The 23,343-nt window shown below is 42.6% G+C and carries 22 protein-coding genes and 2 pseudogenes; 17 read left to right on the forward strand and 7 right to left on the reverse strand.

What is annotated here, in order from left to right:
* Positions 1-20: 20 nt before the first annotated feature.
* From H7844_04030 to H7844_04075, 10 genes and pseudogenes are all read left to right on the forward strand, one after another.
* The gene (locus H7844_04030) at positions 21-803 is read left to right on the forward strand and encodes a polysaccharide export protein (GenBank protein ID MEO5356451.1); all 783 of its coding nucleotides are present in this window, start codon (positions 21-23) and stop codon (positions 801-803) included.
* A 9-nt stretch (positions 804-812) separates the two neighbouring features.
* Positions 813-923 (forward strand): annotated as a pseudogene (locus H7844_04035) (hypothetical protein).
* Positions 924-986: 63 nt separating this feature from the next.
* Positions 987-2,201 (forward strand): annotated as a pseudogene (locus tag H7844_04040) (molybdopterin-dependent oxidoreductase).
* A 252-nt stretch (positions 2,202-2,453) separates the two neighbouring features.
* The gene (locus H7844_04045; GenBank protein ID MEO5356452.1) at positions 2,454-2,915 is read left to right on the forward strand and encodes a hypothetical protein; all 462 of its coding nucleotides are present in this window, start codon (positions 2,454-2,456) and stop codon (positions 2,913-2,915) included.
* Between the two features lie 198 nt (positions 2,916-3,113).
* Positions 3,114-3,680: a hypothetical protein gene (locus H7844_04050; GenBank protein ID MEO5356453.1), complete on the forward strand. Its 567-nt coding sequence runs from the start codon at positions 3,114-3,116 to the stop codon at positions 3,678-3,680.
* A gap of 254 nt (positions 3,681-3,934) precedes the next feature.
* A complete protein-coding gene (locus tag H7844_04055; protein MEO5356454.1) occupies positions 3,935-5,038 on the forward strand; it encodes a hypothetical protein in 1,104 nt (367 codons plus the stop codon).
* Positions 5,039-5,068: 30 nt separating this feature from the next.
* On the forward strand, positions 5,069-5,566 hold the full coding sequence (locus tag H7844_04060) for a flagellar assembly protein FliW (GenBank protein ID MEO5356455.1): 498 nt from the start codon (positions 5,069-5,071) through the stop codon (positions 5,564-5,566).
* 75 nt (positions 5,567-5,641) lie between these two features.
* Positions 5,642-6,466 (forward strand): hypothetical protein, encoded by an 825-nt coding sequence (locus H7844_04065; protein ID MEO5356456.1) that lies wholly within the window; start codon positions 5,642-5,644, stop codon positions 6,464-6,466.
* 227 nt (positions 6,467-6,693) lie between these two features.
* Positions 6,694-7,431 (forward strand): FprA family A-type flavoprotein, encoded by a 738-nt coding sequence (locus tag H7844_04070; GenBank protein MEO5356457.1) that lies wholly within the window; start codon positions 6,694-6,696, stop codon positions 7,429-7,431.
* The gene (locus H7844_04075; GenBank protein MEO5356458.1) at positions 7,428-9,542 is read left to right on the forward strand and encodes a bifunctional diguanylate cyclase/phosphodiesterase; all 2,115 of its coding nucleotides are present in this window, start codon (positions 7,428-7,430) and stop codon (positions 9,540-9,542) included. The genes H7844_04070 and H7844_04075 overlap by 4 nt, the downstream gene beginning before the upstream one ends.
* Before the next feature lie 472 nt (positions 9,543-10,014).
* On the opposite strand, the gene H7844_04080 is transcribed toward H7844_04075, so the two are convergent.
* From H7844_04080 to H7844_04105, 6 genes are all read right to left on the reverse strand, one after another.
* Positions 10,015-10,737 carry an ABC transporter ATP-binding protein gene (locus tag H7844_04080; GenBank protein ID MEO5356459.1) on the reverse strand — a complete coding sequence of 241 codons (723 nt, stop codon included), beginning with the start codon at positions 10,735-10,737 and terminating at the stop codon, positions 10,015-10,017.
* Positions 10,724-11,503: an ABC transporter ATP-binding protein gene (locus H7844_04085; protein MEO5356460.1), complete on the reverse strand. Its 780-nt coding sequence runs from the start codon at positions 11,501-11,503 to the stop codon at positions 10,724-10,726. Before H7844_04085 ends, H7844_04080 begins: the two co-directional genes overlap by 14 nt.
* Before the next feature lie 3 nt (positions 11,504-11,506).
* Positions 11,507-12,427, reverse strand: coding sequence for a branched-chain amino acid ABC transporter permease (locus tag H7844_04090; protein MEO5356461.1), 921 nt, complete (start codon positions 12,425-12,427; stop codon positions 11,507-11,509).
* Positions 12,428-13,309, reverse strand: a complete 882-nt coding sequence (locus tag H7844_04095) for a branched-chain amino acid ABC transporter permease (protein ID MEO5356462.1) — start codon at positions 13,307-13,309, stop codon at positions 12,428-12,430.
* 13 nt (positions 13,310-13,322) lie between these two features.
* The gene (locus tag H7844_04100) at positions 13,323-14,465 is read right to left on the reverse strand and encodes an ABC transporter substrate-binding protein (GenBank protein ID MEO5356463.1); all 1,143 of its coding nucleotides are present in this window, start codon (positions 14,463-14,465) and stop codon (positions 13,323-13,325) included.
* A gap of 237 nt (positions 14,466-14,702) precedes the next feature.
* The gene (locus H7844_04105; GenBank protein ID MEO5356464.1) at positions 14,703-15,119 is read right to left on the reverse strand and encodes a hypothetical protein; all 417 of its coding nucleotides are present in this window, start codon (positions 15,117-15,119) and stop codon (positions 14,703-14,705) included.
* A gap of 245 nt (positions 15,120-15,364) precedes the next feature.
* Here H7844_04105 and H7844_04110 point away from each other — a divergent pair, with 245 nt between their 5' ends.
* The 7 genes from H7844_04110 (at position 15,365) to H7844_04140 (ending at position 21,197) form a co-directional block, all read left to right on the forward strand.
* Positions 15,365-15,985: an MBL fold metallo-hydrolase gene (locus H7844_04110; protein ID MEO5356465.1), complete on the forward strand. Its 621-nt coding sequence runs from the start codon at positions 15,365-15,367 to the stop codon at positions 15,983-15,985.
* Entirely contained in the window at positions 15,975-16,619 is a 645-nt protein-coding gene (gene nth / locus H7844_04115) for an endonuclease III (protein ID MEO5356466.1), read from the forward strand. The genes H7844_04110 and nth overlap by 11 nt, the downstream gene beginning before the upstream one ends.
* 406 nt (positions 16,620-17,025) lie before the next feature.
* Positions 17,026-17,853: a biotin--[acetyl-CoA-carboxylase] ligase gene (locus tag H7844_04120; protein MEO5356467.1), complete on the forward strand. Its 828-nt coding sequence runs from the start codon at positions 17,026-17,028 to the stop codon at positions 17,851-17,853.
* Positions 17,837-18,592: a type III pantothenate kinase gene (locus H7844_04125; protein ID MEO5356468.1), complete on the forward strand. Its 756-nt coding sequence runs from the start codon at positions 17,837-17,839 to the stop codon at positions 18,590-18,592. The genes H7844_04120 and H7844_04125 overlap by 17 nt, the downstream gene beginning before the upstream one ends.
* 42 nt (positions 18,593-18,634) lie before the next feature.
* Complete coding sequence (locus H7844_04130) at positions 18,635-19,081, forward strand: universal stress protein (protein MEO5356469.1); 447 nt, start codon at positions 18,635-18,637, stop codon at positions 19,079-19,081.
* Positions 19,082-19,098: 17 nt separating this feature from the next.
* Positions 19,099-20,205, forward strand: a complete 1,107-nt coding sequence (locus H7844_04135) for a geranylgeranyl reductase family protein (protein MEO5356470.1) — start codon at positions 19,099-19,101, stop codon at positions 20,203-20,205.
* Between the two features lie 77 nt (positions 20,206-20,282).
* The gene (locus tag H7844_04140) at positions 20,283-21,197 is read left to right on the forward strand and encodes a TonB family protein (protein MEO5356471.1); all 915 of its coding nucleotides are present in this window, start codon (positions 20,283-20,285) and stop codon (positions 21,195-21,197) included.
* A gap of 171 nt (positions 21,198-21,368) precedes the next feature.
* Here the strand turns inward: H7844_04140 and H7844_04145 are convergent, their stop codons facing one another.
* Positions 21,369-23,066, reverse strand: a complete 1,698-nt coding sequence (locus tag H7844_04145) for a glycosyltransferase family 39 protein (GenBank protein MEO5356472.1) — start codon at positions 23,064-23,066, stop codon at positions 21,369-21,371.
* Positions 23,067-23,343 lie beyond the last annotated feature (277 nt).

Consider the following 23,343-nt stretch of genomic DNA (forward strand, 5'->3'; position numbering starts at 1 on the left):
CTACTTGTGGGGGCTGGATTATGAAGAAAACTATAGAGTATATACTAAAAATATCATTGTTGGTTGTTTCTGTTTTTTTGCTTTTAAACTGTTCAAAGTCAACAGGGGTGTTCAAATCTGAAGGAGGGCAGGAGGACAATATTTCTCATGCAACGCAGGCGTTGGAGAGGGAGCCTGAATTTACCCTTGGCCCGGGTGATATTTTAACTATAAAAGTCTATAGGCATGATGATCTTTCGTTAACTAGCGTAAGGATCCGGTTAGACGGCAAGTTTACGTATCCCCTGATTGGTGAGGTGGAGGCCCGCGGTAAAACAGTGAAGACTCTTGAGGCACATATGATGGAGCGATTCAAAGAGTATATAGTAAATCCTATGGTTATGGTCAATCCGACGGCACTAACAAGCAAAAAGGCGATTGTTGCCGGCGAGGTTACAACTCCAAGCGTGCTTACTATGGAGGAGAATATGACCTTGCTTCAGGTAATACATAAATGCGGCGGGTTCACTGCAGATGCCGACAAATCCGGTGTTACAGTGATAAGAGACGGAAAAACAGCGATCTTCGACCTAAAAAAGGCGTTAAAGGGTGATGCGGCTCAAAATATATATATAAGGGCTGACGATATAGTGTTTGTACCCTCTACATTTATGGCGGACTTAGGAGATGCACTGACACGGATATCTAAGATTATATCTTTTATTGTTCAGGTTGAAAGCGGTATTATCCTGACCCCGGACGTTATCGATATTTTAAAGAAAGGCAAGAAAAGCACGAGTACCGGTTTTTCCATTTCAAATTAGCAGGTTAAAATGCCTCTGGAGATACATAGGAGCGTTTGCCGGGTTTGTCATGGAGGTTGTGGAGCACTTGTTTACGTAGAAGGTGGCAAGGTGGTTAAAGTCCGTGGAGATGCAGACTCCCCTATAAGTCGCGGCTATATGTGCATTAAGGGGTTGAGATCCCACGAAATAGCAAATCATCCGCAAAGGCTGAAAAATCCTCTTAAAAGAACAGGGCGTCGCGGCCAAAATAAGTGGGATGAGATTAGCTGGGATGAGGCATTAGATGAAATAGCAGGGAAAATAGCTGACATAAAAAGCAATTTCGGCCCGGAGAGTGTAGCTATCGGACAGGGCACGGGGCGTCACCACTATATGCACGTTGTTCGCTTTGCTAATGCCCTTGGTACTCCTAACTGGTACGAACCGGGGCTTGCACAGTGCTTTATTCCGCGTATAACGGTAAGCCATCTGACCTACGGCGGTTTTGTAGTTGGGGACTACTATGGTGCTGTGAAACCAAAATGTATTTTATTTTGGGCGCATAACCCTCTTGTAACCAGCGCTGACGGAGAGCTGGCGCCGGCTGTGTTTAGGGCTCTGCACAATGACTGTGAGACAATCTCAGTAGATCCGAGAAGAACCGAAACAGGAAAAAGGTGTAAGTTTTGGCTTCCTATAAGACCCGGTACTGATGCCGCCCTTGCGCTTGCCATGATTAACCACATAATAAGCCGGAACCTTTATGACAACGATTTTGTTGAAAACTATACGGTTGGTTTTGATGAGCTGAAAGCCCACGTCTCTCAGTACTCCACTAAGTGGGCGGAGGAAAAAACGTGGATACCGGCCAAAGATATAGAAAGAGCGGCTGAAACTTATGCCACTGTAAAACCTGCAGTTTTAGACTGGGGGCTTGGGCTTGAGCAAAACGCCAATTCACTTCAAACAGTGCGGGCTGTGGCAATTTTAAGGGCAATTACCGGAAATCTGGACGTTCCGGGCGGTGACATCTTAGGAATGAATATTTTAAAAAGTTACCCCGTGTTAAAGGACAAACTTCCCACAGAGTCCTCGCAAAAAAGAATAGGTGGTGATGAGTTTAAACTTCTCAGCGGCTGGCGCGCCTATATGCCTTCGGCACATATCCCCGGACTGTTTAAAGCCATTGACGAGGGGATTCCTTACAGGGTGCGGGCACTGATGCTCTTTGGCAACAACCCTCTTCTTACCGTATCAAACCCACATAGAACCCTTTCGGCACTAAGAAAACTAGATTTACTTGTGGCAACGGATTTATTTATGACACCTTCTGCGCTTCAGGCGGACTTTGTACTGCCTGCCGCTTTCTGGCCTGAAATTAATCATTTGATGGGAATTCCGCTTGTTGTGGAAAATTTTGTCTATGCTCAACGGGCATTAACATCATTCTATAATGCAAGGCAGGATGAGTGGATTATAGATGAGTTATCCAAACGCCTTTCTCTGCCCTCAAAAGACATGTCTTATATGGATATATTTGATTATCAACTGGGCAATCTGGGAATCCGGTTTGAACAGCTTGTTGATACGGGGTCACACTGTCCGCCTCATGAGTATTATAAGTATAAAACAAAGGGGTTTAGAACGCCTTCAAAAAAGGTAGAGCTTTACAGTACAGCGTTAAAGAGGATGGGGTACTGTCCTCTTCCTGATTATGTGGAGCCACCTGAGAGTCCGGTTAATAACCCTGATTCAAATAACTATCCTTATGTTTTAATAACCGGAGCAAGGAGCCGTGAATTTTTCCACAGTGAGCACAGACAGATAGAGGGGCTTAGAAAGCGGCACGCTGACCCTGTAGCGGAGATACATCCTGTGGCGGCAAAAGATGCCGGTGTTGCGGATGGTGATTGGGTGAGGGTATCAAGCCCGCGTGGGGAGATTGTTATGCTTGCAAGGGTCACAGAAGATATTGCCCCTGAGGTGATAAGTGTGGAGCATGGCTGGTGGTTTCCTGAGAGTGTTTTTTCCACTGATGAGTCTTTTTTCCGCTCTAACGCCAATGTTCTTACGGCAGATACTCCTCCTTATGATCCTGCTTTTGGCTCATACCGCTTGAGAGGCTTGCTTTGCAGCATTAAAAAGCTGTAAAGCGGGAAATTCTTTCCGTGCTGTTTGGAAAATATTACCTCCCTTAGTATTCTTTTATCCTTCCATTAGGTCATAAAGCTATGTAAAGCCGCATGTTTATTGGGTTGGCATAACATTTGCTTTAATGATGTCAGAGTGTATTAGTTAAGGATAGGAAATAAAAGGAATATTAAGAATATATTTTAAAAGGAGGTTAATATGTCAGCTATAAGTGGAATAAGTACAGGAATTCCGTCATATGATATGATGAAAATACAAGGAGGCGACTCATATTCAACAGCATTCTCAAGTGACTTTACAGCATTTGCCAAAAACGATGAAAATGCTATAAATTCATCAGCCGCCAATATCATAACCAGTCTTGACACAGATAGTGACAGCAAATTAACATCCTCTGAATTTACAGCAAAAGGACTTTCCAGTGACGCATTCAGCTCTTTAGACACTGATTCAGATGGTTATGTTAATGCTAATGAGTTAGTATATGGTTATTACTCCAACCGGCTGACCTCAATGTCACAGTCTTATATTAACAATTTTGATACAGATAGTGACGGTTACTTAAGCTCTACAGAGGCATCCTCAGCAGGGATGTCAACCAGTTTATTTAACAGCATTGATACAGATGGAGACGGCAAATTGAGCACAAGTGAGCTAAACAATAGTAATCCACAGAAAAACATGCTTAATAAGTATAAGATGTTGATAGAAGGAATTTCCGGCACATCGTCAAGCACAAGTAGTACGACAAGTGTGTCAGCATAGGGCTGGTTCTTAAGGGGGGTTCCCCCGCCCCCCTTATTTTATACTCCCCAACACAATCCTCCAAACAGGTGGAAGGGGTTTCAGGGAAGCAAAAAACTCTCCTCTGAAACTCCCTCCACCTTTCCTAATCCAACCTGAACACACACACATAGAAGATTTAAAGTTTCTTAGTTTTTTTACCGAAAGTATAAGTAACTAACTGGGGTTGGCTTTTAGAGTTATAAACAGAGTTTTCAAGAAAGGAGGTACATGATATGGATATAGCGTCGTCTAACATCAGATTGAGTTCCAAATACTCGATGCTGGAAAAATATGAATATACTGAGAATCTGTCTTTTTGGAGCAACAACAAATCAACAGGCAGCTCTATCGAGTCCTTTAATCAGCCTCCTTTAAAAGATAAGGTGAGTATTTCCAGTGACAGCCGGAAACTTTTGGACACTAAAGGCAGCAACGGTGAAAAGGACGCAAAAATTGATGACAACATGTATGTAGCCTCCATGGGTGATTTTAAATTAATGGTTCTGAAAGTATTACTTGAGAGAATGACCGGTAAGAAAATTGACGTATCCAATATAGTTGACGGCAGCGGCAAAGCAGACGGTAGTAAGGTGCTGGAGACGGCTTCCGATAATACACTACAACAACCACCGCTAAGTAACCCCTCAGATGATTCTCAGCAGCCTCAGGGCTGGGGGCTTCAGTACTCATCGCATGAAACAAAGTACGAAAGGCAGGAGTATGCATTTAACGCCTCCGGCACTATTAAAACCAAAGACGGCCTGGAAATTAACTTCCATCTTGACGTAAATATGAGTTATGAGCATACAACAGAGACCTCCACCTCACTATCGGCAGGGGATGCTAAACTAACCGACCCACTGATTATAAACTTTGGGGGAAATGCTGCGGATTTAACCGGCGGGACATTTAACTTTGACCTTAACTCCGACGGGCAGACTGACAAGATGCCGATGCTTGGGGCCGGAAGCGGTTTTCTTTCATTTGACTCAAACAACGATGGTGTAATAAATAACGGGAAAGAGCTCTTTGGTCCGTCAACCGGTAATGGTTATTCAGAGCTTTCCGCTTATGATGAGGACAAAAACAACTGGATAGATAAAAATGATTCTGTTTTTGATAAGCTCTCGGTATTAAGAAATTCTCAAAACGGGGAGAGCAGTTTAAGTACTTTACAAGACAATGCAGTGTCAGCCCTTTACCTTGGCAATATAGGCGGGTGGTTTGATTACAAAGACGGAGCCGGCAATTTAATCGGGCGTTTAGCAGGTATGAGTTTATTCACAAAAAATGACGGCACTGTCGGCACGACACAGCAGGTTGATATGCACACATAATCTGTATAAAAAATAGAAGAGGTGTTAATTATGTACAATATGTTATCATATGGTATGGGTGGCAGACAAAGAACAAGCGGAGGCTTAATGAGGTTCAACACAACAAGGTTTGACATGGTTGAGATTGATGATGACAAGGTAATCACCTTCCCTAGGGGTATAATAGGCTTTAAGGATTTAAAGCATTTCTGCATATTGCCATATAAGGAACCGGTAAAGTGGCTTCACGCTACCGATGACCCTGATGTGGCTTTTATAGTCACTGACCCGTTTGAGTTTTTCCCGTATTATTCGTTTAGAATTGAGGATTTTGTAGAGGAATATCTTGGATGTAATAATGTTGAGGACATTCTGGTACTAGTAATTTTAAATGTTGACGGAAAGAAGTTGTACGCAAATCTGAAATCACCGATAATAATAAACACGTCAAATATGAAAGGTGCCCATTTGGTGTTAAGTGACGATTCCATACCGATTAGGACATTGGTTGCAAATCCTCTTGCTGCCCCGCAGGCGGCGTACTGTTAATATGGCGGCCTTTGTGTGTACGTGTGAGAGAGGTTTGTGGAGGTATTAAGAAGCCCTTGATGAGAGGGGGGGAGTATGGGTGTTGATGGTGTAGGTTATGCAGGCTATGGAAACCCTATGGATTCCTATGGGTGGGGTCTGGATAGGTCGAGCGGCACAGTGGCCGCAAGTGATGGCAGGAGTACCGGCACTGAGGGCGGGGATGCCTCAGTTACAAGTGAAAACGGCCTGAGAGACACCAAAAACCAGAGCGGTAAAGAAGTAAAAGACACTGTAGAGATAGGAAGCAGCAAGGGGCGAAGCAAAGAGGAACAGGAAAAAATTGACCGTGAAGTTCAGAAGTTAAAGCAAAGAGACCAGGAAGTAAGAGCCCACGAATTAGCCCATCAATCGGTAGGAGGCCGTTATGCAGGCTCTCCGCGGTATGAGTATCAGAACGGCCCTGACGGAAAGAGATACATCTCCGGTGGTGAGGTATCAATAGATACATCTGAGGAAAAGGATCCTGAGGCCACAGTAAGTAAAATGAGACAGGTTAGGGCCTCGGCTATGGCCCCTGCCAATCCTTCCTCACAGGATATGAAAGTAGCTCAGGAGGCTTCACAAAAAGAGGCAACGGCACAGCAGGAGGTTTCAAGAAAGTCCTTTGAAAAACAGCAAGGCGGTGATGAACAAACACAAGGCACAACCGGTGCTGAGGGTGGCAAAGACAACGCTCAGGCTCAGGGCAACACCAGCCGGACCGACCAATCAGGTGAAAGCGCAGTGGTAGGTAAATCAAAAGAAACCTCAGATCAAACCGATAGGAGTGCTAACAATAATTTTGCTAATATAACAGCCGCTTATACCCAGCCCACCCCTAACACTAAATCGAATTTGAAAGTTTCAGTTTATGTGTAGTAAACGATATTTATTTGACTGATGCATATTTCTCCATTGCCAAAATTGTAAGACAATCTTGAGTGTTTATGGAGCGCCGCCCCCTTGCAATAGAAAACGGTAAAACTTTATAATTAGGCAGTTGCATTATACCAGGCTTTAGGGGAGATACGCCCCTAAGCTTTTGACGAAGCCGGCGAAGTTTGGCGATTGAATGCAGCTTGGTATTACTCAGCAAGGAGGATGGAATGGATACAGTTATTTATGACAAGGCAAATCATAAATACATACTATTGGGTTTTGCCGACTCACCGGATGAAAAAAGCGTTCCCTCAAACCAGTATATGATAGTGCATAACGGAGCGACTGTGCTTATGGACCCGGGTGGCTTCGGGCTCTTTCCAATACTGGTTGCAAGGGTACTCCAATACACAAAAATTGAAAACGTAAAGACCATATTGCTTTCCCATCAGGACCCCGATGTAAGCGGTGGTTTAAATGTGTGGGAGAAGGTCACAGGTGCTAAGATATATATATCGAGTCTCTGGACCAGGTTTATCCCTCATTACGAAATCAGAAATACAAAAAATATAATTGGAATAAAAGACGGCGACACTGAGATTATAATAAACGATGATTTTAAAATTAATGTAATTGCCGCCCATTTTTTACACTCACCAGGGCACTTTAACTTCTACGACAACATATCTAAAATCCTCTTTACCGGAGACATAGGAGCCTCTGTGCTGCCGTGTTCTTCAAACAATCTGTTTGTCGAGGATTTTGAAGAGTTTCTGCCTTGCATTGAGCCGTTTCACAGCAGATATATGTCGTGCAATAAGGCTTTAAGGAAATGGATTAAGGCGATTGAATCCTATGACATTGATATTATTGCTCCTCAGCACGGATATTTATTCAAGGGTGATACAAAAGATAAATTCATAAAGTGGCTCTATGAACTTAAATGCGGGGTTGACCTGATATGATATATGAGGACATGAATTTTTCCGTATTAAGGTGTCAACTCTCTAAAGATAACGGCAGCGTTTTAGAAAATCTCATCAGGGAGAGTTTTCTAATTGAGGGGATTGAACGTTCAATTTTAGATTTCACAGCTAAAATTTCAGAAAAGACGAAACATAATGAGGATATCTCAACAGACTTAACCGTTCTTATTGAACTCTTCCGTGTTTTGATGGATATCGCCGGTAAGTCTGTTAGTTCTAATGAAACACTGGTTATGCAAACTCTGTTTAGGTCCCTGAGGGTAGTGGATGCCCTGGAGCAAAGTTCCGTTGACACTGCATTACTTGAAAAGTTCACACAGGTTCTTACAAAAATTGTTCTCTCCAGAGACAATGTCGTAAAATGGGAAAAACGTTCTGAGGAAATCCTTAAAGACTTATACAGAATTTACCCGTTTGATGTGTTTTTTAACATATTTGAAAGTAAAGACAAGAGGCTCGATGCCCATATGTTTCTTATGAACGAGCCTGATGAAAAACAGATGGATGAGCTTAAAAACAAGATTCATGAGCATGTTAAAAAATGTTTTGATATATCGGATATTTTAGATACGATTCCAATGGAGTTTATACCTATTCCGATATTTTCAGGCAAAGATAAAAGCGTTTCTAAAGACAATATTATGATTAAAGCTCACGAGTACCTGTCTGAGACGCCCGGGATAGGCGGGATTTTAGGAATGGGTGTTTTCTATAATGGGGAAATAAGCGAAAAGGACATAAACATCATAAATTCATTAGTATCTATAATGACCATGGTGACAGGCTCGGCAAGGGCTCTGTCAAAGGCAATAAACGAACTGGAGTTTTATGCCGGCCATGACCCCCTCACAGGTCTTTATAACAGAAGGATGTTTGAGCATTTTTTGGACTATGAAATAGCCAGAGTGAAGCGGAAAAATTACAAGTTTTCACTGATGATGCAGGACCTTGATGATTTTAAATATATCAATGACAACTACGGGCATCCTTTTGGCGACTTGTATTTAAAAGAAGTGGCCAACACACTTCAGGAGCTTTTGCGTGACGGTGACGTTGTGACAAGACTTGGTGGTGATGAGTTTGCAGTTATACTCAGTGAAACTGATATTATAAAAGGTAAAGTTGTAGCCGAAAAAATTAAATATGCGTTTGAACACAAAAAGATAGTGGCCCCTGACAAGAAAATTATCCCAATAAAGGCCTCTATCGGTCTTGTTGAATTCCCAACCCACGGTAACACTGCTGCTGAACTTATGGTCGTTGTTGACGCCGCCCTGTACAATGCCAAGGAGCTTGGCAAAAATAAGATTTTTATTCCTACCGATAGTGAAATTAAACACTCTCTTAAGGAGCAAACGGAAAAATTCAACCTCCTGCAAGATGCTCTTGAGGATGACAGATTTGTTCCGTACTATCAGCCGATTTTCGATGTTGATAAAAAGACAATAGCTGCATATGAAGTCCTTGCAAGGCTTATTGACAAGGATGGAACTGTCATCCCTGCTTATAAGTTTATTGATATGTGTGAGAGAATCGGCAAAATTTTTGATGTTGACAGGATGGTTATTCGTAAAGCGTTTCAGAATAAAAAATTAAAGGACGACCATCACTACCTTTTTGTAAATATTTCAGGTAAGGAACTCAAAGACAAGACATTTCTTGAATTTATAATAGAGGAGGCCTATAAAACAGGGCTTAATCCATCGGAGATAGTTTTTGAAATAACTGAAAGAGAAGCTGCCGGAGATTTGTCAAAAATTCAGGATTTTCTGCAAACCGTAATTTCAAACGGTTTTAACCTGGCAATAGATGATTTCGGCAGCGGTTATTCTTCTTTTTACTACTTAAAGTACCTGCCGGTCAATTTTCTGAAGATAGACGGTGAGTTTATAAAAGAGCTGGCCACAGAGGATCCAAGAGATTATGCCTTTGTTGAAAGTATTCAAACGCTATGTAAAAAGTTAAACATACGAACCGTGGCGGAGTTTGTTGAAAGCCACCGTATAATGGAAATAATCGAGGAAATTGGAATTACCTACGGTCAGGGATTCCACCTTGGTATGCCTCAAAGCGACTTTCTTAATATTTAAAATTTTTGAACACTCTCATATTTTCTGTGATATATATCCTTCTGTAGTGATTGAGGGGATGGAGCCATAACACCGCCCCCCCTGAATTTTTAACAGTCATACCGAGTTGCATTCATAGATGTAAATAACAAAATATCTATTGCGTTTAATGTCACTATAGCAATGTGCAGAATTCCGTTCATTATTTCTGAAAACTAAGATTGCCACGTCGCTATCGCTCCTCGCAATGACGGATAAAATAATACTGCAAAAACAAGCACATAACGTCATTGCGAGGGATGAAATCCCGTGGCAATCACATTTTCTTACAAAATCAATATGAACATACTTTTGAATTTCATTATAATTAAAATTGGATTCCCGTTTTCACGGGAATGACAAAAAAAGAAAACAGACCATTACCCCCTCTTTTTTGCACAAGTATGACACCTCTGAATGTTTCAAAAGATGGGGTTAACTTGACGCTTACGAATTATCTAACTCCTTTAATTCCTCCCAGATAAGCATCCATTATGATTTTTTCATTAAGCAATTGCTTTGGGTTGCCTTCCATGACTATCCTGCCGGTTTCCATCACGTATGCGTAGCTGGAGAGACTTAACGCCTTGTGAACATTTTGCTCAACAAGGAGAATGGTTACGCCACGTTCGTTTATTTCATTTATTATCTCAAATATACGCTCTATAACCATTGGGGCCAGCCCAAGTGAGGGTTCATCAAATAACATAACCTGCGGTTTTGACATTAGCGCCCTCCCAATTGCAAGCATCTGCTGTTGACCTCCTGAGAGTGTTCCCGCCAATTGGTCTTTTCTGCTCCATAGAATCGGAAATTCCTCCATTATATTTTTCAGGTCTGTCATGACTTCACTGTCGTCTCTGATGTAAGCGCCCATAAGCAAATTTTCATAAACAGTCATCTTATTTAAGATTGCTCTTCCCTCAGGCACATATGATATCCCCTTTCGTACTACCTGGTCGGCTCTGAGGTTTTTAATTTCAGTGCCGTTGTAAGTGATTTTACCGGTTAGTGGTTGAATTAGTCCGGCGATTGTTTTCATCAGTGTGGTTTTCCCTGCCCCGTTTGCGCCCACAAGGGAAACTATCTGTCCTTCCCTGACGTTGAGGTTAACACCTCTTAAAGCCTCAATGTGGCCGTAACTAACCGACAGGGAATCTATTCTAAGTGTGGGCACTTTTGTCCCTTACAGGCGCATTGCCGAGATAGGCCTCAATTACCACAGGGTTTCTCTGAATCTCCTCAGGGCTCCCTACTGCTATAACAAGTCCTATATTCAGCACTATAACGGTGTCACACACGCCCATGATAAGGCCCATATCATGCTCTATTAAAAGCACTGAAACCCCGCTGTTGCGTATTTCCTTTATGAGTCTCATAATGTCCTGTGTCTCAGTCTCGTTCATACCTGAGACCGGCTCATCCAAGAGCAAAAGCCGTGGATTTAAGGCCAATGCCCTGGCAATCTCTATGCGTCTCTGCTGCCCATAGGAAAAACTCTCCGAAAGCTCATCTCCCTTTCCCTCTAATCCGACAAAAGACAGCAGGCGTTGTGCTTTTTCATGCAAAAGTTTCTCATCCTGCCTGTAGTTGGAAAACTTAAAAGCACATCTGCAAATTCCACCCCTGCTTACACAGTGCATCCCTGCCATGACATTTTCAACTACTTCCATCCGGCCAAACAGTTTTATATTTTGAAACGTGCGTCCAATTCCAAGCTTCGCTACCCTAAACGGCCTTAGTCCGGTTATGTCCTTACCGTCAAATATAATCCGTCCTGAGTCCGGTTTAGTTATTGAGGTTATGATATTAAAAAGCGTGGTTTTCCCTGCCCCGTTAGGGCCTATAAGGCCGACTATCCGCCCAGCTGTAACCTCAAGCGAAACATCGCATAATGCCCTTACCCCTCCAAAGTGTTTATTTATAAGTTTTAATTGCAACATCGATTACACTTTTTTACGGAGTTTTCTGAAAAGATTTTCTGTAATAATCCCCTCCGGCTTAAACACCATCATAGTGACAAGAACACCACCAAAAGCCGCATACCTGTAGTCTTTTAAAAACCTCAGCGCCTCCGGTATAATCGTTAAAACACTCGCTCCCAACACAGCCCCTAAGACGTGTCCGCTCCCTCCAATTACTGTAAACATGAGTGCCTCAACAGCCTTGTGATATGTAAAATCAGACGGGCTTATGAATGATGCAGTGTGGGCATATAGCGCCCCTGCAATTGCAGAGACAAAGGCGCTTTGGCTAAATGCCGACACCTTGTAGTGGTGAACGTTTATTCCTATTGATTCAGCCGCCGTCTCATCCAGCCTGATTGCGCTGTTTGCCCTCCATATGCGGGTCTTTCTCATTGCAATAAAAAACCAGATGAAAAATCCGGTTACTAAGAGTAGTATTAAAAATGTAGTTAAATCAGATACCAGGTTCTTGTCAGAGCTATCTATAATGCTGCTGTCAATTAAAAAACCGACCGTTGGAGTGCTGATTACCGGTATGCCGGCTATGCCGACAGCGCCTCCGGTCACTGATTCCCATTTTATGAAAACCACCCTCATCACCTCTCCAAAGCCGAGTGTGGCTATGGCAAGATATACACCTTTGAGGCGAAGCGCCGGAATTCCGACCAGTACTCCAGCCAACATTGAGAGTACTCCGGCAATAATTATGGCAAAAGGCAGCGGTATTCCAAATCTTGTTACGAAAATGGCGGATGTGTAAGCTCCCAACCCCATAAACCCTGCACTACCCAGAGAAAGCTGTCCGGTTGAAAGCGGTATCCAGGCGCTGAGACCCAGCAGAATATTAATCATTGCAAATGAGCCGATTTGAAGATAATATGAATTTAAAATGCCGGACACTTATGCTTTTTCAACTGTACCGAATAGACCCGACGGTTTGATTAACAGTACGGCAATTATAATTATAAAACCGGCAACTTCCTTGTAGCCGGAATCTCCGTAAGCAACCACGAAAGTCTCGGCAAGCCCCAGCAGCAGCCCCCCTGCGACTGCGCCGTTTATGCTTCCCATGCCGCCCAGAATTATGATTGCAAGTCCCTTAAGTCCCATAGCCAATCCGATTTCATTGTTTACACTGTTAAAGGCCATTGCAACAAGCACTCCCGCCGCCCCTCCGGCACAAGAGGCGCTAACCACGGTAAAGGTTATAACTCCTGAGGTGTTAACTCCCAAAAAAGCAGCAGTGTCGGGATTTTCGGAAACCGCCCGCAGCGCACGCCCTGTTTTGGAATTTTTCAGCCAAACGTATAAAACTATGGTTAAACTAAAAGAAACAGCAAGGATTACAATATTTATTAAGTTTATATCTATTTCACCCAGTTTATAGTTTATTTCAGAAATTGAGGTCTTAAAAGAAATCGTGTCACTACCAAAAAGCGCTCTGGCAATGTTTTCAAGCATGATGGACACTCCTATTGTGCTGATAAGCGGGGCAAGAGGTGATATGTTTTTTCTCCTTCTCAACGGCCGCAAGGCAAATAGTTCAAGAGCATATCCTAAAAGTCCGCTGACAACACAAGCTCCTAAAAAACCTGCCCACAACGGCAACCCCAGTTTGTTTACAATTAGCACTGCTGTAAAAGCTCCAAACATAAATATTTCACCGTGTGCCATATTAATAATATCCAGCACACCAAAGATAAGTGTAAAACCCAAAGCCGTCAAAGAATAAATGCTTCCAAGTGTTATGCCGTTTATTAACTGCTCGATAAAGAGGTGCATTGTGGGATAGCTTTTACTGTAACAATTGGAATTTACCGTCTTTAGCTATCAACACGAAAGGTTCCATGTCAACATCACGGTTTTGGTCAAATGAAAATTTCCCGAGAACTCCATTAAAATTTCTGACAGAGGCAAGAGAGTCACGGATCTTGTTTCTGTCTGAGGAGCCTGCCATTTTAATTGCATGTGCCATAATAAGCAGGCCGTCGTAGGCTTGAGCGGCAAACTGGTCCGGTTTAACGCTGTAAGTTTTCTCAAAAATAGTGATAAAGTCTTTAACTGCAGGGTTTTCCACCGATTCGCTAAACCACGGGGTTGCAACTATAAGGCTGTCTGATGAACTCCCTGCTATTTCAAATATCTTTGGTGAGTTAAAACCGTTTCCGCCAATGACAGGTACAGTGATTCCCATTTTTCTTGCTTGTTGCAGAATCACCCCGCCCTCGTTGTAAAGCGCCGAGCACAACAGGGCATCCGGTGAGGTGGATTTAATCTTCGTAAGCTGGGCTTTAAAATCCGTCTGGCCTTTTTGAAACTTCTCTATGGTGGTGATGTTTAAGCCGAGCGTTTCTGCAGTGAGCTTCATGGTGTCAAAAGCGGATTTCGTAAAAACATCATCATCACCGTAAAGGAGGGCTACGTTTTTAATTTGATATTTTTCAATTGTCTTTTTGACGGCAAATGGGATTGCTATGGATTCAGGCATGGAATTTCTAAAGACGAATTGTCCAATGTCTGTTATGCCGGAGGCTGTGTTTGAGGTAGCCATGATGGGTATGCCGTTACTATTTGCCTCCGGTCCCACAAGCCGCATCTCGGTACTTAGGGTAGGCCCTAAAATTGCTGTAACCTTGTCTGAGTTAATCAGTTTTTTTACTACCGACAGCGCCTGCTCCTGTTTGCCGGCGGAGTCCTCGATAATCAATTCTATGTGAAGAGGGGCTGTTTTGTTGATTTCTGCGGCTGCTAGTTTAAACCCCTTTGCTATGGAGTTTCCATAGCCGGAGGCAGGCCCGCTAAGGGCTGAGATTATCCCTATTTTTACTGACAGTGCCGCTTTTGGCTGGCCGGTTTTTGGAGCTGGAACTTCACTTTTACAGGAAAAAAGCGATAGTGTTAACAATATAGCTATAAGTAATATTTTATTAAATTTCAATGTATTCCATAAACCGTTTTAAGTTTTATTATAAAATTTAGTACTTTTTAATAAATTATGTCAATAGTGGCAAAGGTAAACAAATAATAGAAAAGCTTGTATTGCGTTAATATCGGATTTTGAAGGTACTGTTGAATTTATTAAAGATGTCATTACGGCCGGGGGCACCTAAGCCCTCACAGGGATTAGGTGCTTTATAACTTATCAGTTGCCGGAGTGCCGTTAAAAAATCGACAGCTAAGCCTGCCCGGGCGCCTTAGCCAAAAGTGTGGCAAGCATGTTGTAGAAAAACAGGGCTATTGATATAAACTCTATGAAACCAAACACAGGGGCAAGCATATGAAACGACTGCCACGACGATGTGTATTGACACGTGGGATAGAACACAGCCATACCGATAAGCCCAATGTTAGCAAGCCAAAACTGAACCTCAGCAATTTTTACGCTTTTAAGCAGACGTCCGGAAAACCTGGGAAGTATATGATATCCCACTCCGTATATCATCATTGAGACCCACCCAAGAACCATGAAGTGGGAATGTACAAACCTAAGCGAAAGAAATTTAGTTCCGCTAAGCATAAAAACCCCCATAAAGGCCGCCACCCCTAAATACACTATGCTCATCACTATAAAATTCCTTACAAATTTATCCATCCTTCCTCCTGACTTTTATTATTATGTTACCACGAATCAGCTGTTATCTTCCATGATAAACATCATAAAATGCTTAAAGTGGTAGGCACAATAAAGTTGACGTAGATAATGTGCTGTTGTTATTATACTGATACCAACAAGCGAAACGGAGACTGGCACGGCTTTTGAGCAGCCTGTTAAGGTATAATTTGCTGAAAATTACCGGATTGGATACAATTAAACAAAACACGGGAGGCAGCATTAAAATGATAGAAAATATTAATTGGCTGGGTCATGATTGCTTTAAAATAACCGGAGAGAAAACGATTTATACTGACCCGTACAACATTAAGAAATCCGATAAGGCTGATTTGATTTTTATAAGCCACAGCCACTTTGACCACTTTTCGCTGGAAGACATAAGTAAAATAAGCGATAAAAATACACAATTCGTTGTCACGCATGACTGTGCATTTAAACTTAGCGGTAGATATGTTAAGGTTGCACTTCCCGGAGATAAACTTACCGTTTCAGGGATAGAAATTGAAGCTGTGCCTGCCTACAATACCAATAAGAGTTTCCATCCAAAATCTAACAACTGGCTGGGATATATATTTAAGGTAAACGGTGTAAAAGTTTACATGGCTGGAGATACTGACAGGATACCGGAGATGAGTACCCTGAAAAACATTGATATAGCGCTTCTTCCCGTAAGCGGCACATATGTTATGACCGCTGATGAGGCGGCAGAGGCGGCCTCTGATATAAAACCTAAAATGGCTGTCCCCATGCACTATGGCACCGTGGTGGGAACTAAGGCTGATGCCGAAAAGTTTTCATCATTACTTAAGGGAAAAGTTGAGGTTCATATTCTTAATGCTCTTTAATGAATCAAAAAACAAGGTTGACGAAATCATTTCAAAACTAAGGGTTAATTTTCCCAATCCTCAGTGTGCTCTGAATTTCACAACTGCCTTTGAGCTGCTTGTAGCAACCATTCTCTCCGCCCAGTGTACCGACGTAAGAGTTAATATAGTGACAAAGGCACTTTTCAAAAAATACCCTACTATCGATGACTTTGCAAATGCCGATTTAAGCACACTTGAGGAGGATATAAAAACAACAGGGTTTTTCAAAAATAAAGCCGAGGCGATAAAAACCTGCTCTCACAGAATTATTGAAGATTATGCTTGCAATGTTCCCAACACGATAGAGGAATTAACTAAATTGCCCGGTGTTGGAAGGAAAACGGCAAGCGTGGTTTTAGCTGTAGCCTTCTCAATTCCCGCAATACCGGTTGACACTCACGTATTAAGAATAACCAACCGTCTGGGGCTGGTTAATTCTAAAAATCCTGAGAAGGTTGAAATGACCCTGAGACAAATAATCCCGCAGGAGCAGTGGATTGCATTTTCCCTCAGCACTGTCCTCTTTGGCCGCTCAACATGCAAAGCAATAAACCCCCAATGTTCTAAATGCTTTCTGAATGCGTTATGCCCGTGGCCGGACAAAAAAGCCTGAGGAATGGATTTAACATCTGTAGGAACAATCTTGTAGATTGTTCAGAGACGTTTGGAAGCCGGTTCAAAACAGTTGATAAAACCGGTCTTTTTTTAGGGTGTATAAGTAGTGACGGTTGCACATCTGCCTTATATCAGGTTGCATTCATTCGATTAACTTCGTTGGCTTCGTCAAAAGTTTCTCGACGTACTAAACAGTACGCCTGCGTCGCTTTCTCCTTGCCGCCTTGTTACTCTTTTGACTGCAACCTGGTATTAGTGTTTGACTCGTTCTGTATCCAAATGTTGTGGAGCAGTCTGCAAGACTGCCCCAACGGGGAAAAGAGGGGCATCTTGCCATGCCTGCGGCGAGATAAATTATCCTCTAAAAACAAACAGCCGAAGAGAGTTTCCCGTGGGTTTTCATAATGGATATTGAGAGTAATCTCTGTAAAGACATTTCACTTGTTCCTGAAAACATCATAGCTTCTGATCTGAGATGCCTTAAGAGGCCCATTGGCTGTTACAATATCATGTATATACCTGAAACCGGCTCTACCAACGATTTGGCCAAAACCATGGCTAAACAAAAAAATGCTCCACATGGAACTGTGATTATTTCAGACTGCCAACACAGCGGGCGCGGTAAGGGCCGCAGTCAGTGGTTTTCACCCCCGGGGCTAAATATCTACATCTCTGTCATATTGAGGCCGGAAACAGGCTTTCCACAGACCCTTATGAATGTCATCAGCTCACTATCTGTTGTCTCAGCCATTAAGGAGACATGCAATCTAACAGTTTGGCCTAAATGGCCAAACGACATTTACTGCGGCAATAAAAAACTTGGAGGTATCCTGGCTGAATCATCAGTGGCAGGCAACTCACTGTCTTATATCGTTACCGGTATCGGCATAAATGTTAATGTCACAGCGTTTCCCGATTCGTTGAATGACACCGCTACAAGTATCAGTTTGGAGACTAATAAAAACTTCGAAAGAGGAAATATTGTAGAGTCTTTATTAAAGTATTTTATTAACTATTGTGAGCAATTAAAACATGATAAACACTCTCTGGTTAAAACATGGGAATCCATCAGCCGGACGATAAATTCCACTATTACTATTCAAACAGTATCTGAAGCACTCAGTGGCAGAGCTGTTGGTATAAATGAAGATGGATTTCTGATAGTTAAGAAACCTGATGGAACAAGTGTTTTACTAAAGAGTGGGGAGATTACCCATGTTGTTGGCAATTGATATCGGAAACACTAATGTGAAGGCCGGCATTATCGGACAGCCCGGTGTTTTGGAGAAAATATCAATTCCAAATGAGTCATTCAGGAAAAAAGTGCAAAATCCTTTTAATAATTATACCGTAGGCGGCAAAATTACGGATATTGCCGTGATGTCGGTTGTTCCGGGTATTTCCGTACATGTTGTGGATTGTGCAAGGGAATATTTTGGAATTGAGCCGGTTTTGATTACCAAAGCAACGGAGTCAGGGGTAAAATTCAGTGTCAGGTATCCGCAGAAAGTGGGAATTGACAGAGTGGCTGTGGCGCTTGCCGCTGTTGAGGCCTTTAAAGGCCCCTCATTAACAGTGGATTTTGGCACCGTGACATCAATAAGTGTAATGGATGGAGACGGTGTGTTTTCCGGAGGAGCACTCTTGCCGGGAATCAGACTACTTTCAGAGAGCCTTCATAACCACACCGCAATGCTTCCACTTGTTCAACTTGAGGGGATAAAACCGTCTGCACTGGGAAAGGATACGGAAGAAGCGGTTCTCTCCGGAGTTTTTTATGGAACGGCGGGGGCGGTAGATAACATTACACGTGAAATTGAAAGAGAATTAGGTTATAATATAAGTATAGCGGTAACGGGTGGCAATGCTCCATTAATGGAGTCCTTTTTAAGGGAAGTTGACTTGTATGATTTGAACCTTTCTCTGAAGGGGCTCGGACTTCTTTATGAACGACTAAGTAAGGGGATATAAGGTCAGGTGGATGTCCCTTTACATCTTGCAAGGAGGTGTCTTATGGAGATAAGGAAAATATTAGTACCGACGGATTTTATGGAAGGCGCATCGTGGGCTGCGGATTACGCATCAGACTTAGCAAAGCGTTATGGTGCCTCAATCTATGTTTTCCATGTGATTTACGACGTTGCCGGCGCTGTGGGATGGTACCTGCCACAGTTGTCTTATGATGAGTTCTATAAGGACATAGAGGAGAATGCTCAGAAGGAACTTCAATTGATCTATGAGCAACAGCTTAAGGATGTGGAATCAGTCTCCAGGCACATAGCCAGAGGGAATCCGGCAGATGAAATTCTTAAATTTGCAGACACCAACAGCATAGACCTTATAGTGATGGGAACTCATGGCAGAAAAGGCATTGACAGGATGATTTTTGGCAGTACGGCGGAAAAGGTGGTAAGAAATGCCAAGTGTCCGGTTTTGACAACACGTATCCAGTCTGAGTAATATACTAAGCACAGGAAATGTTTAAATATGACGTACATGTGGCGATAGTGGGGGGGGGCCCGGCAGGTGCCACAGCAGCCAGGGTGCTTGGACGGGCCTCCGTGGAGACGGTATTAATCGAGAGAAATCCTGATAATGAAAAACCTTGCGGTGGCGGGTTAATATCCACGGCTTTTGATGAGTTTGAAATACCACAGTCTCTAATCACTAAAGAAGTCCATTCCCTTGAAATCATATCTCCTAAGGGTGCGATGCAGGAGATAGACCTGGAGGGCGCATATGTGTCGATAATCAACCGCAGGGAATTTGATAAAGCACTTAGACAAGAGGCGCAGCGGGCAGGTGTTGATGTAATTACAGGTACTGTTACCGGAGTTTCCGTTGACAGAGGTGGTGTGGCGCTTAGGATTAATTCTCAGGGGTGGCAGAGGACATTAAGGGCCCGGTATGTGATTGCCGCCGATGGTGTAAACTCCACTGTAAGAAGGGCGGTAACCGGCACTTCCCCCAGCCGTATATTTACAACTCATGAGGTTATCCCTGACCGGGGCGTAACAAAGTGCCGTTTTCAATTTGGGAAACTTTATGCACCTGGGTTTTATGCATGGATTTTCCCGCACCATAACGGAATATCGGTAGGAACCGGCACGGTGGACACCGCTGCCGCCGGACTGTGTCTGGATAATTTTATTAAAGACAGCGGCATTAAAACAGTTGGCAAACGGAGGGGATACTTCATTCCGGTCTGGGACGGTAGTGCCTACTACAAAAGCGGGGTCTTTTTTGTGGGTGATGCGGCAGGGCAGGTGCTTCCTGTAACCTATGAGGGAATATGCTATGCCATGAAGTCGGCCAAACTGGCTGCTGAAGCTATAATAAATGACAGGCCGAAAAATTACAAAAAACACTGGCAATCGAAATACAGAAAACACTTTATTCTTATGAGAGCGCTTCAGAGTTATTTTTTGCAAAGTGATGAGGCAGCCGAGGAGCTTGTGTCAATTCATGGCAGGGCTGATATCAGAGAGGCTTCTATGGGCCTCTGGACTCAAAAAACTATAAGCTTAAAGGAAATCACCACCTTAACGACAAAGTTACTTAAAAGGTATTTTTTTGGAAATTAAGGTTTTTCTATCATTGCATCAGTTTTGTATTAATATTATAAGCATTTTACACTTTCTGAGCAAAGGCCCCTCAGCTAATGTTTAAACGCTATATAATTCTCTCAGCCTTATTTCACATAATTCTGATTTTACTTCTGACATATGTTTACAAAAAAGAAAAAAAACCGTGGGTACCTCCGCCCATAACGGCTAAGATAGTAACAAAGGAAGCTGATTTTCCGAGGGTTCCAGACTCAGACAAGACGGAGAGAGCAGATAGTGAAGAGAAAACAAAGGGGGCGGGACAGCCGCAGCAGCCGGCAGCGGCGGCGCCTCAGAGTGAGTCACGTAGGGCATCACCGTCACAAAGGCCGCAGCCGCCGTCTCAGCATTCTGCAAAGACGCAGCCTGCTGGTAAACCACAGCAACCAAAGGTTGACGTTAAACCACATAGGAGCCAAGGAGAGACAGAAAAACCACACGCCCCCGCTAAAACAGAAATCACCGGCTCTGAAGCCGACAGCGCCGGTGCAGCGAAAACCGCAACTCCGTCAAGGGGGCAAAAACCCTCACCTCCAAGCGTTGCAAATCTCTTTGATAAAGATATAATCGCTAAACACTCACAGATTACCGGTGTTAAACAGGGTAAGGACAGGACTTATGGAGCGGAGAAAGACACAGGTTTGTCTTTTGAAGTTGAGGATATGAAATATGAGGGATATATGAGAAGACTACGTGAGATGATAGAAGCCTCATGGATATATCCTCCGGATGCTTTAAAGCGCAAAATAACCGGAGATTTGCAGTTGAGTTTCACAATAAACAAAAACGGGACTCTTGGGCAGGTTTATGTGTTTAGGACCTCAGGAAACCGCAGCCTTGATGATGCCGCAGTACAGTCAATCAAAGATGCCTCGCCGTTTTGGCCGCTACCCAATGAGTGGCAAATGGAAACGTTTACAATTAGAGGGCGTTTTGTTTACCATATTTATGATATGGACAGGCGGCGGTAGGCGGTATAACTGATATTGAGCGATACCAAGTTGCAGTCATTCTATTAACTTTGTTGGCTTCGTCGAAAGCTCCTTGACGTACGAGCATAGTACGCCTTTGTCGTTTTCTCCTTGCCGCCTCGTTACTCTTTTGACTGCTACTTGGTATGAATATTAGCAGGCAGCTGAAATTTAAGGGAAATGATACACAAGGAAGCTGTGGGCAACGACTGCAACGGGCTTCATGTTTCTCAGATACATTCTTTCCAGACGTTCATAGCCTTTGGGTAAAAACTTTCCACCCAACTCAATAGCAGTAATACTGATAGCAAGATAGCCTTTAGGCTTGCCGTTTTCGCTACTCAGCCGGTGTTTAAATATCTTTCCTTCGTCGAAAAGATCGGAATAAGTTTCCATCCATGAATGAACGGTAATTGACTCTATTTTGTTTTTCTGAGCCCAAAAATAAAGCCGTTTGAGATTTTGCCCCCAGTCCAGGTTAGAATCAAGCAGATGTTTGTAACCATTAGCGGGGCCTCCGGCAAAAACATTGAAATAAGCTGTATAGTATGGATAGATGCTAATCAGGCTGAAAAGCTGAAAAGCTACAGCTCCATACCATAGTTTATATTTTAACCAAAACTGTTGGCGTGACAAGAGCATAATCGCCTGAAGAGTAAGAGAGGTAATCATCGGCAGAATATGGCGGATGCCTATATTGAGGTCAGAGGTTATAGATACACAAAGGTAGATTCCGCTAAAAAACAGCAGGAGTTTCTCCAGAGGGTGTGCTTCAGTGTTTTTCCGCCAAAACAGTATTAAACTCAGAGCGAATAAGACCAGCAGAGTTGGGGTTTCTTTATAGAGCAAAGCTAAAGGGAAATAGTACCACCAGCCTTTATTAACTCTGACCTCACCGTTTAGATATTGGGGCAGGTGACTCTGCTGATGTCCTAACCGGGAACGTATAGTGACATGATTAAAACCAATCTTATATATAAATACCGGCCTTAAGAAAATACTTGTTTCACTGGTTGACTCTGTAGTGTGCAGGCCGTTTTTAATCTTATAATTGAGCTGATTTGTGTTTACGTGCATGGCGGCCCCAAAAATAACCAGATAAACTAAAAGCCATGGTGCAATCAGAATCAGAGCAGAATTAAAAAAGATCTTTTTAAATGTTTTTACTCCGTCAGGCTTAAAAAATTGTTTAAGCTCATAAAAAATCTGGAAAACTAAAATAAATAAATAAATGAGTATTGCAGAGAATTTGCTTAAGAGTGCCGCCCCCAAAAATAAAGCGGTTAAGTAAAGATACGTGCTCCGTTGTTTTTTCAGGAAAATGCCAAAGGCGGTCAGTGAAAGCACTGAAAATAAGGCGACACCGGCATCGGTTGTAATATAACGGGCATGTGCAAAAAAGTTTGGTTCAAAGGCAATAAAAAATACACCAAGCAATGCCGGCACAGGTGAGATTATTTGTCTTAGAAGCATACCTAAGATAAATAGTAAAAATGTGTTAAATACGATTAGTGCCACACGTCCGGCAAACAAAATATTGTCATAGTTACTTTTGTTGAGGGTATAAAAAGTGTTAATCTCATTCGATTCGTATTCTGAACCGGAAAATATGAGGTCGGTTTTATAATTGATATTCTGAAAAAGCAACGGTACTGCCGCAATCATTTTATACAATGGTGGGTGCTCCAGGTTTATTATAAAATTCTGGTCCCTGAGAGCGGCAAAGCCCGAGGGGATATGAACTATTTCATCAATAGTAAGTCCGTCATCTTTGACACTAACTACGGCGATACAAGCAAACGTTGCACACAATCCCAGAAGTGCTAAGATGTAACGTATTTTTCTTTTTGCAAAGTAAACAGATTCCATAGTTAGCCCCATATATTTTGCCATTATAAACACATGAAAGTCCATCTGTTTTCGTATTTTATACCAAGTTGTTACTCCATGCATAAACGTGTTCAGTCCAGAATTGCTGTGTCCCCTCTTTTTTCGTACAAGTATGCCCCATCTGATTATTTTTTAGTAGATGGGGTTAAATTGACGCTTGATATGCTATATTAAAGCATAAGACTTTTTGATATGTAACATTTTAATGGGAAAATAAGAAGAAATAAATGCTTCTAACTAAAAAGAAGAGAGATAG

It is taken from the genome of Nitrospirae bacterium YQR-1, from assembly GCA_039908095.1.
In the GTDB taxonomy this organism is placed as follows: Bacteria; Nitrospirota; Thermodesulfovibrionia; order Thermodesulfovibrionales; family Magnetobacteriaceae; genus Magnetomonas.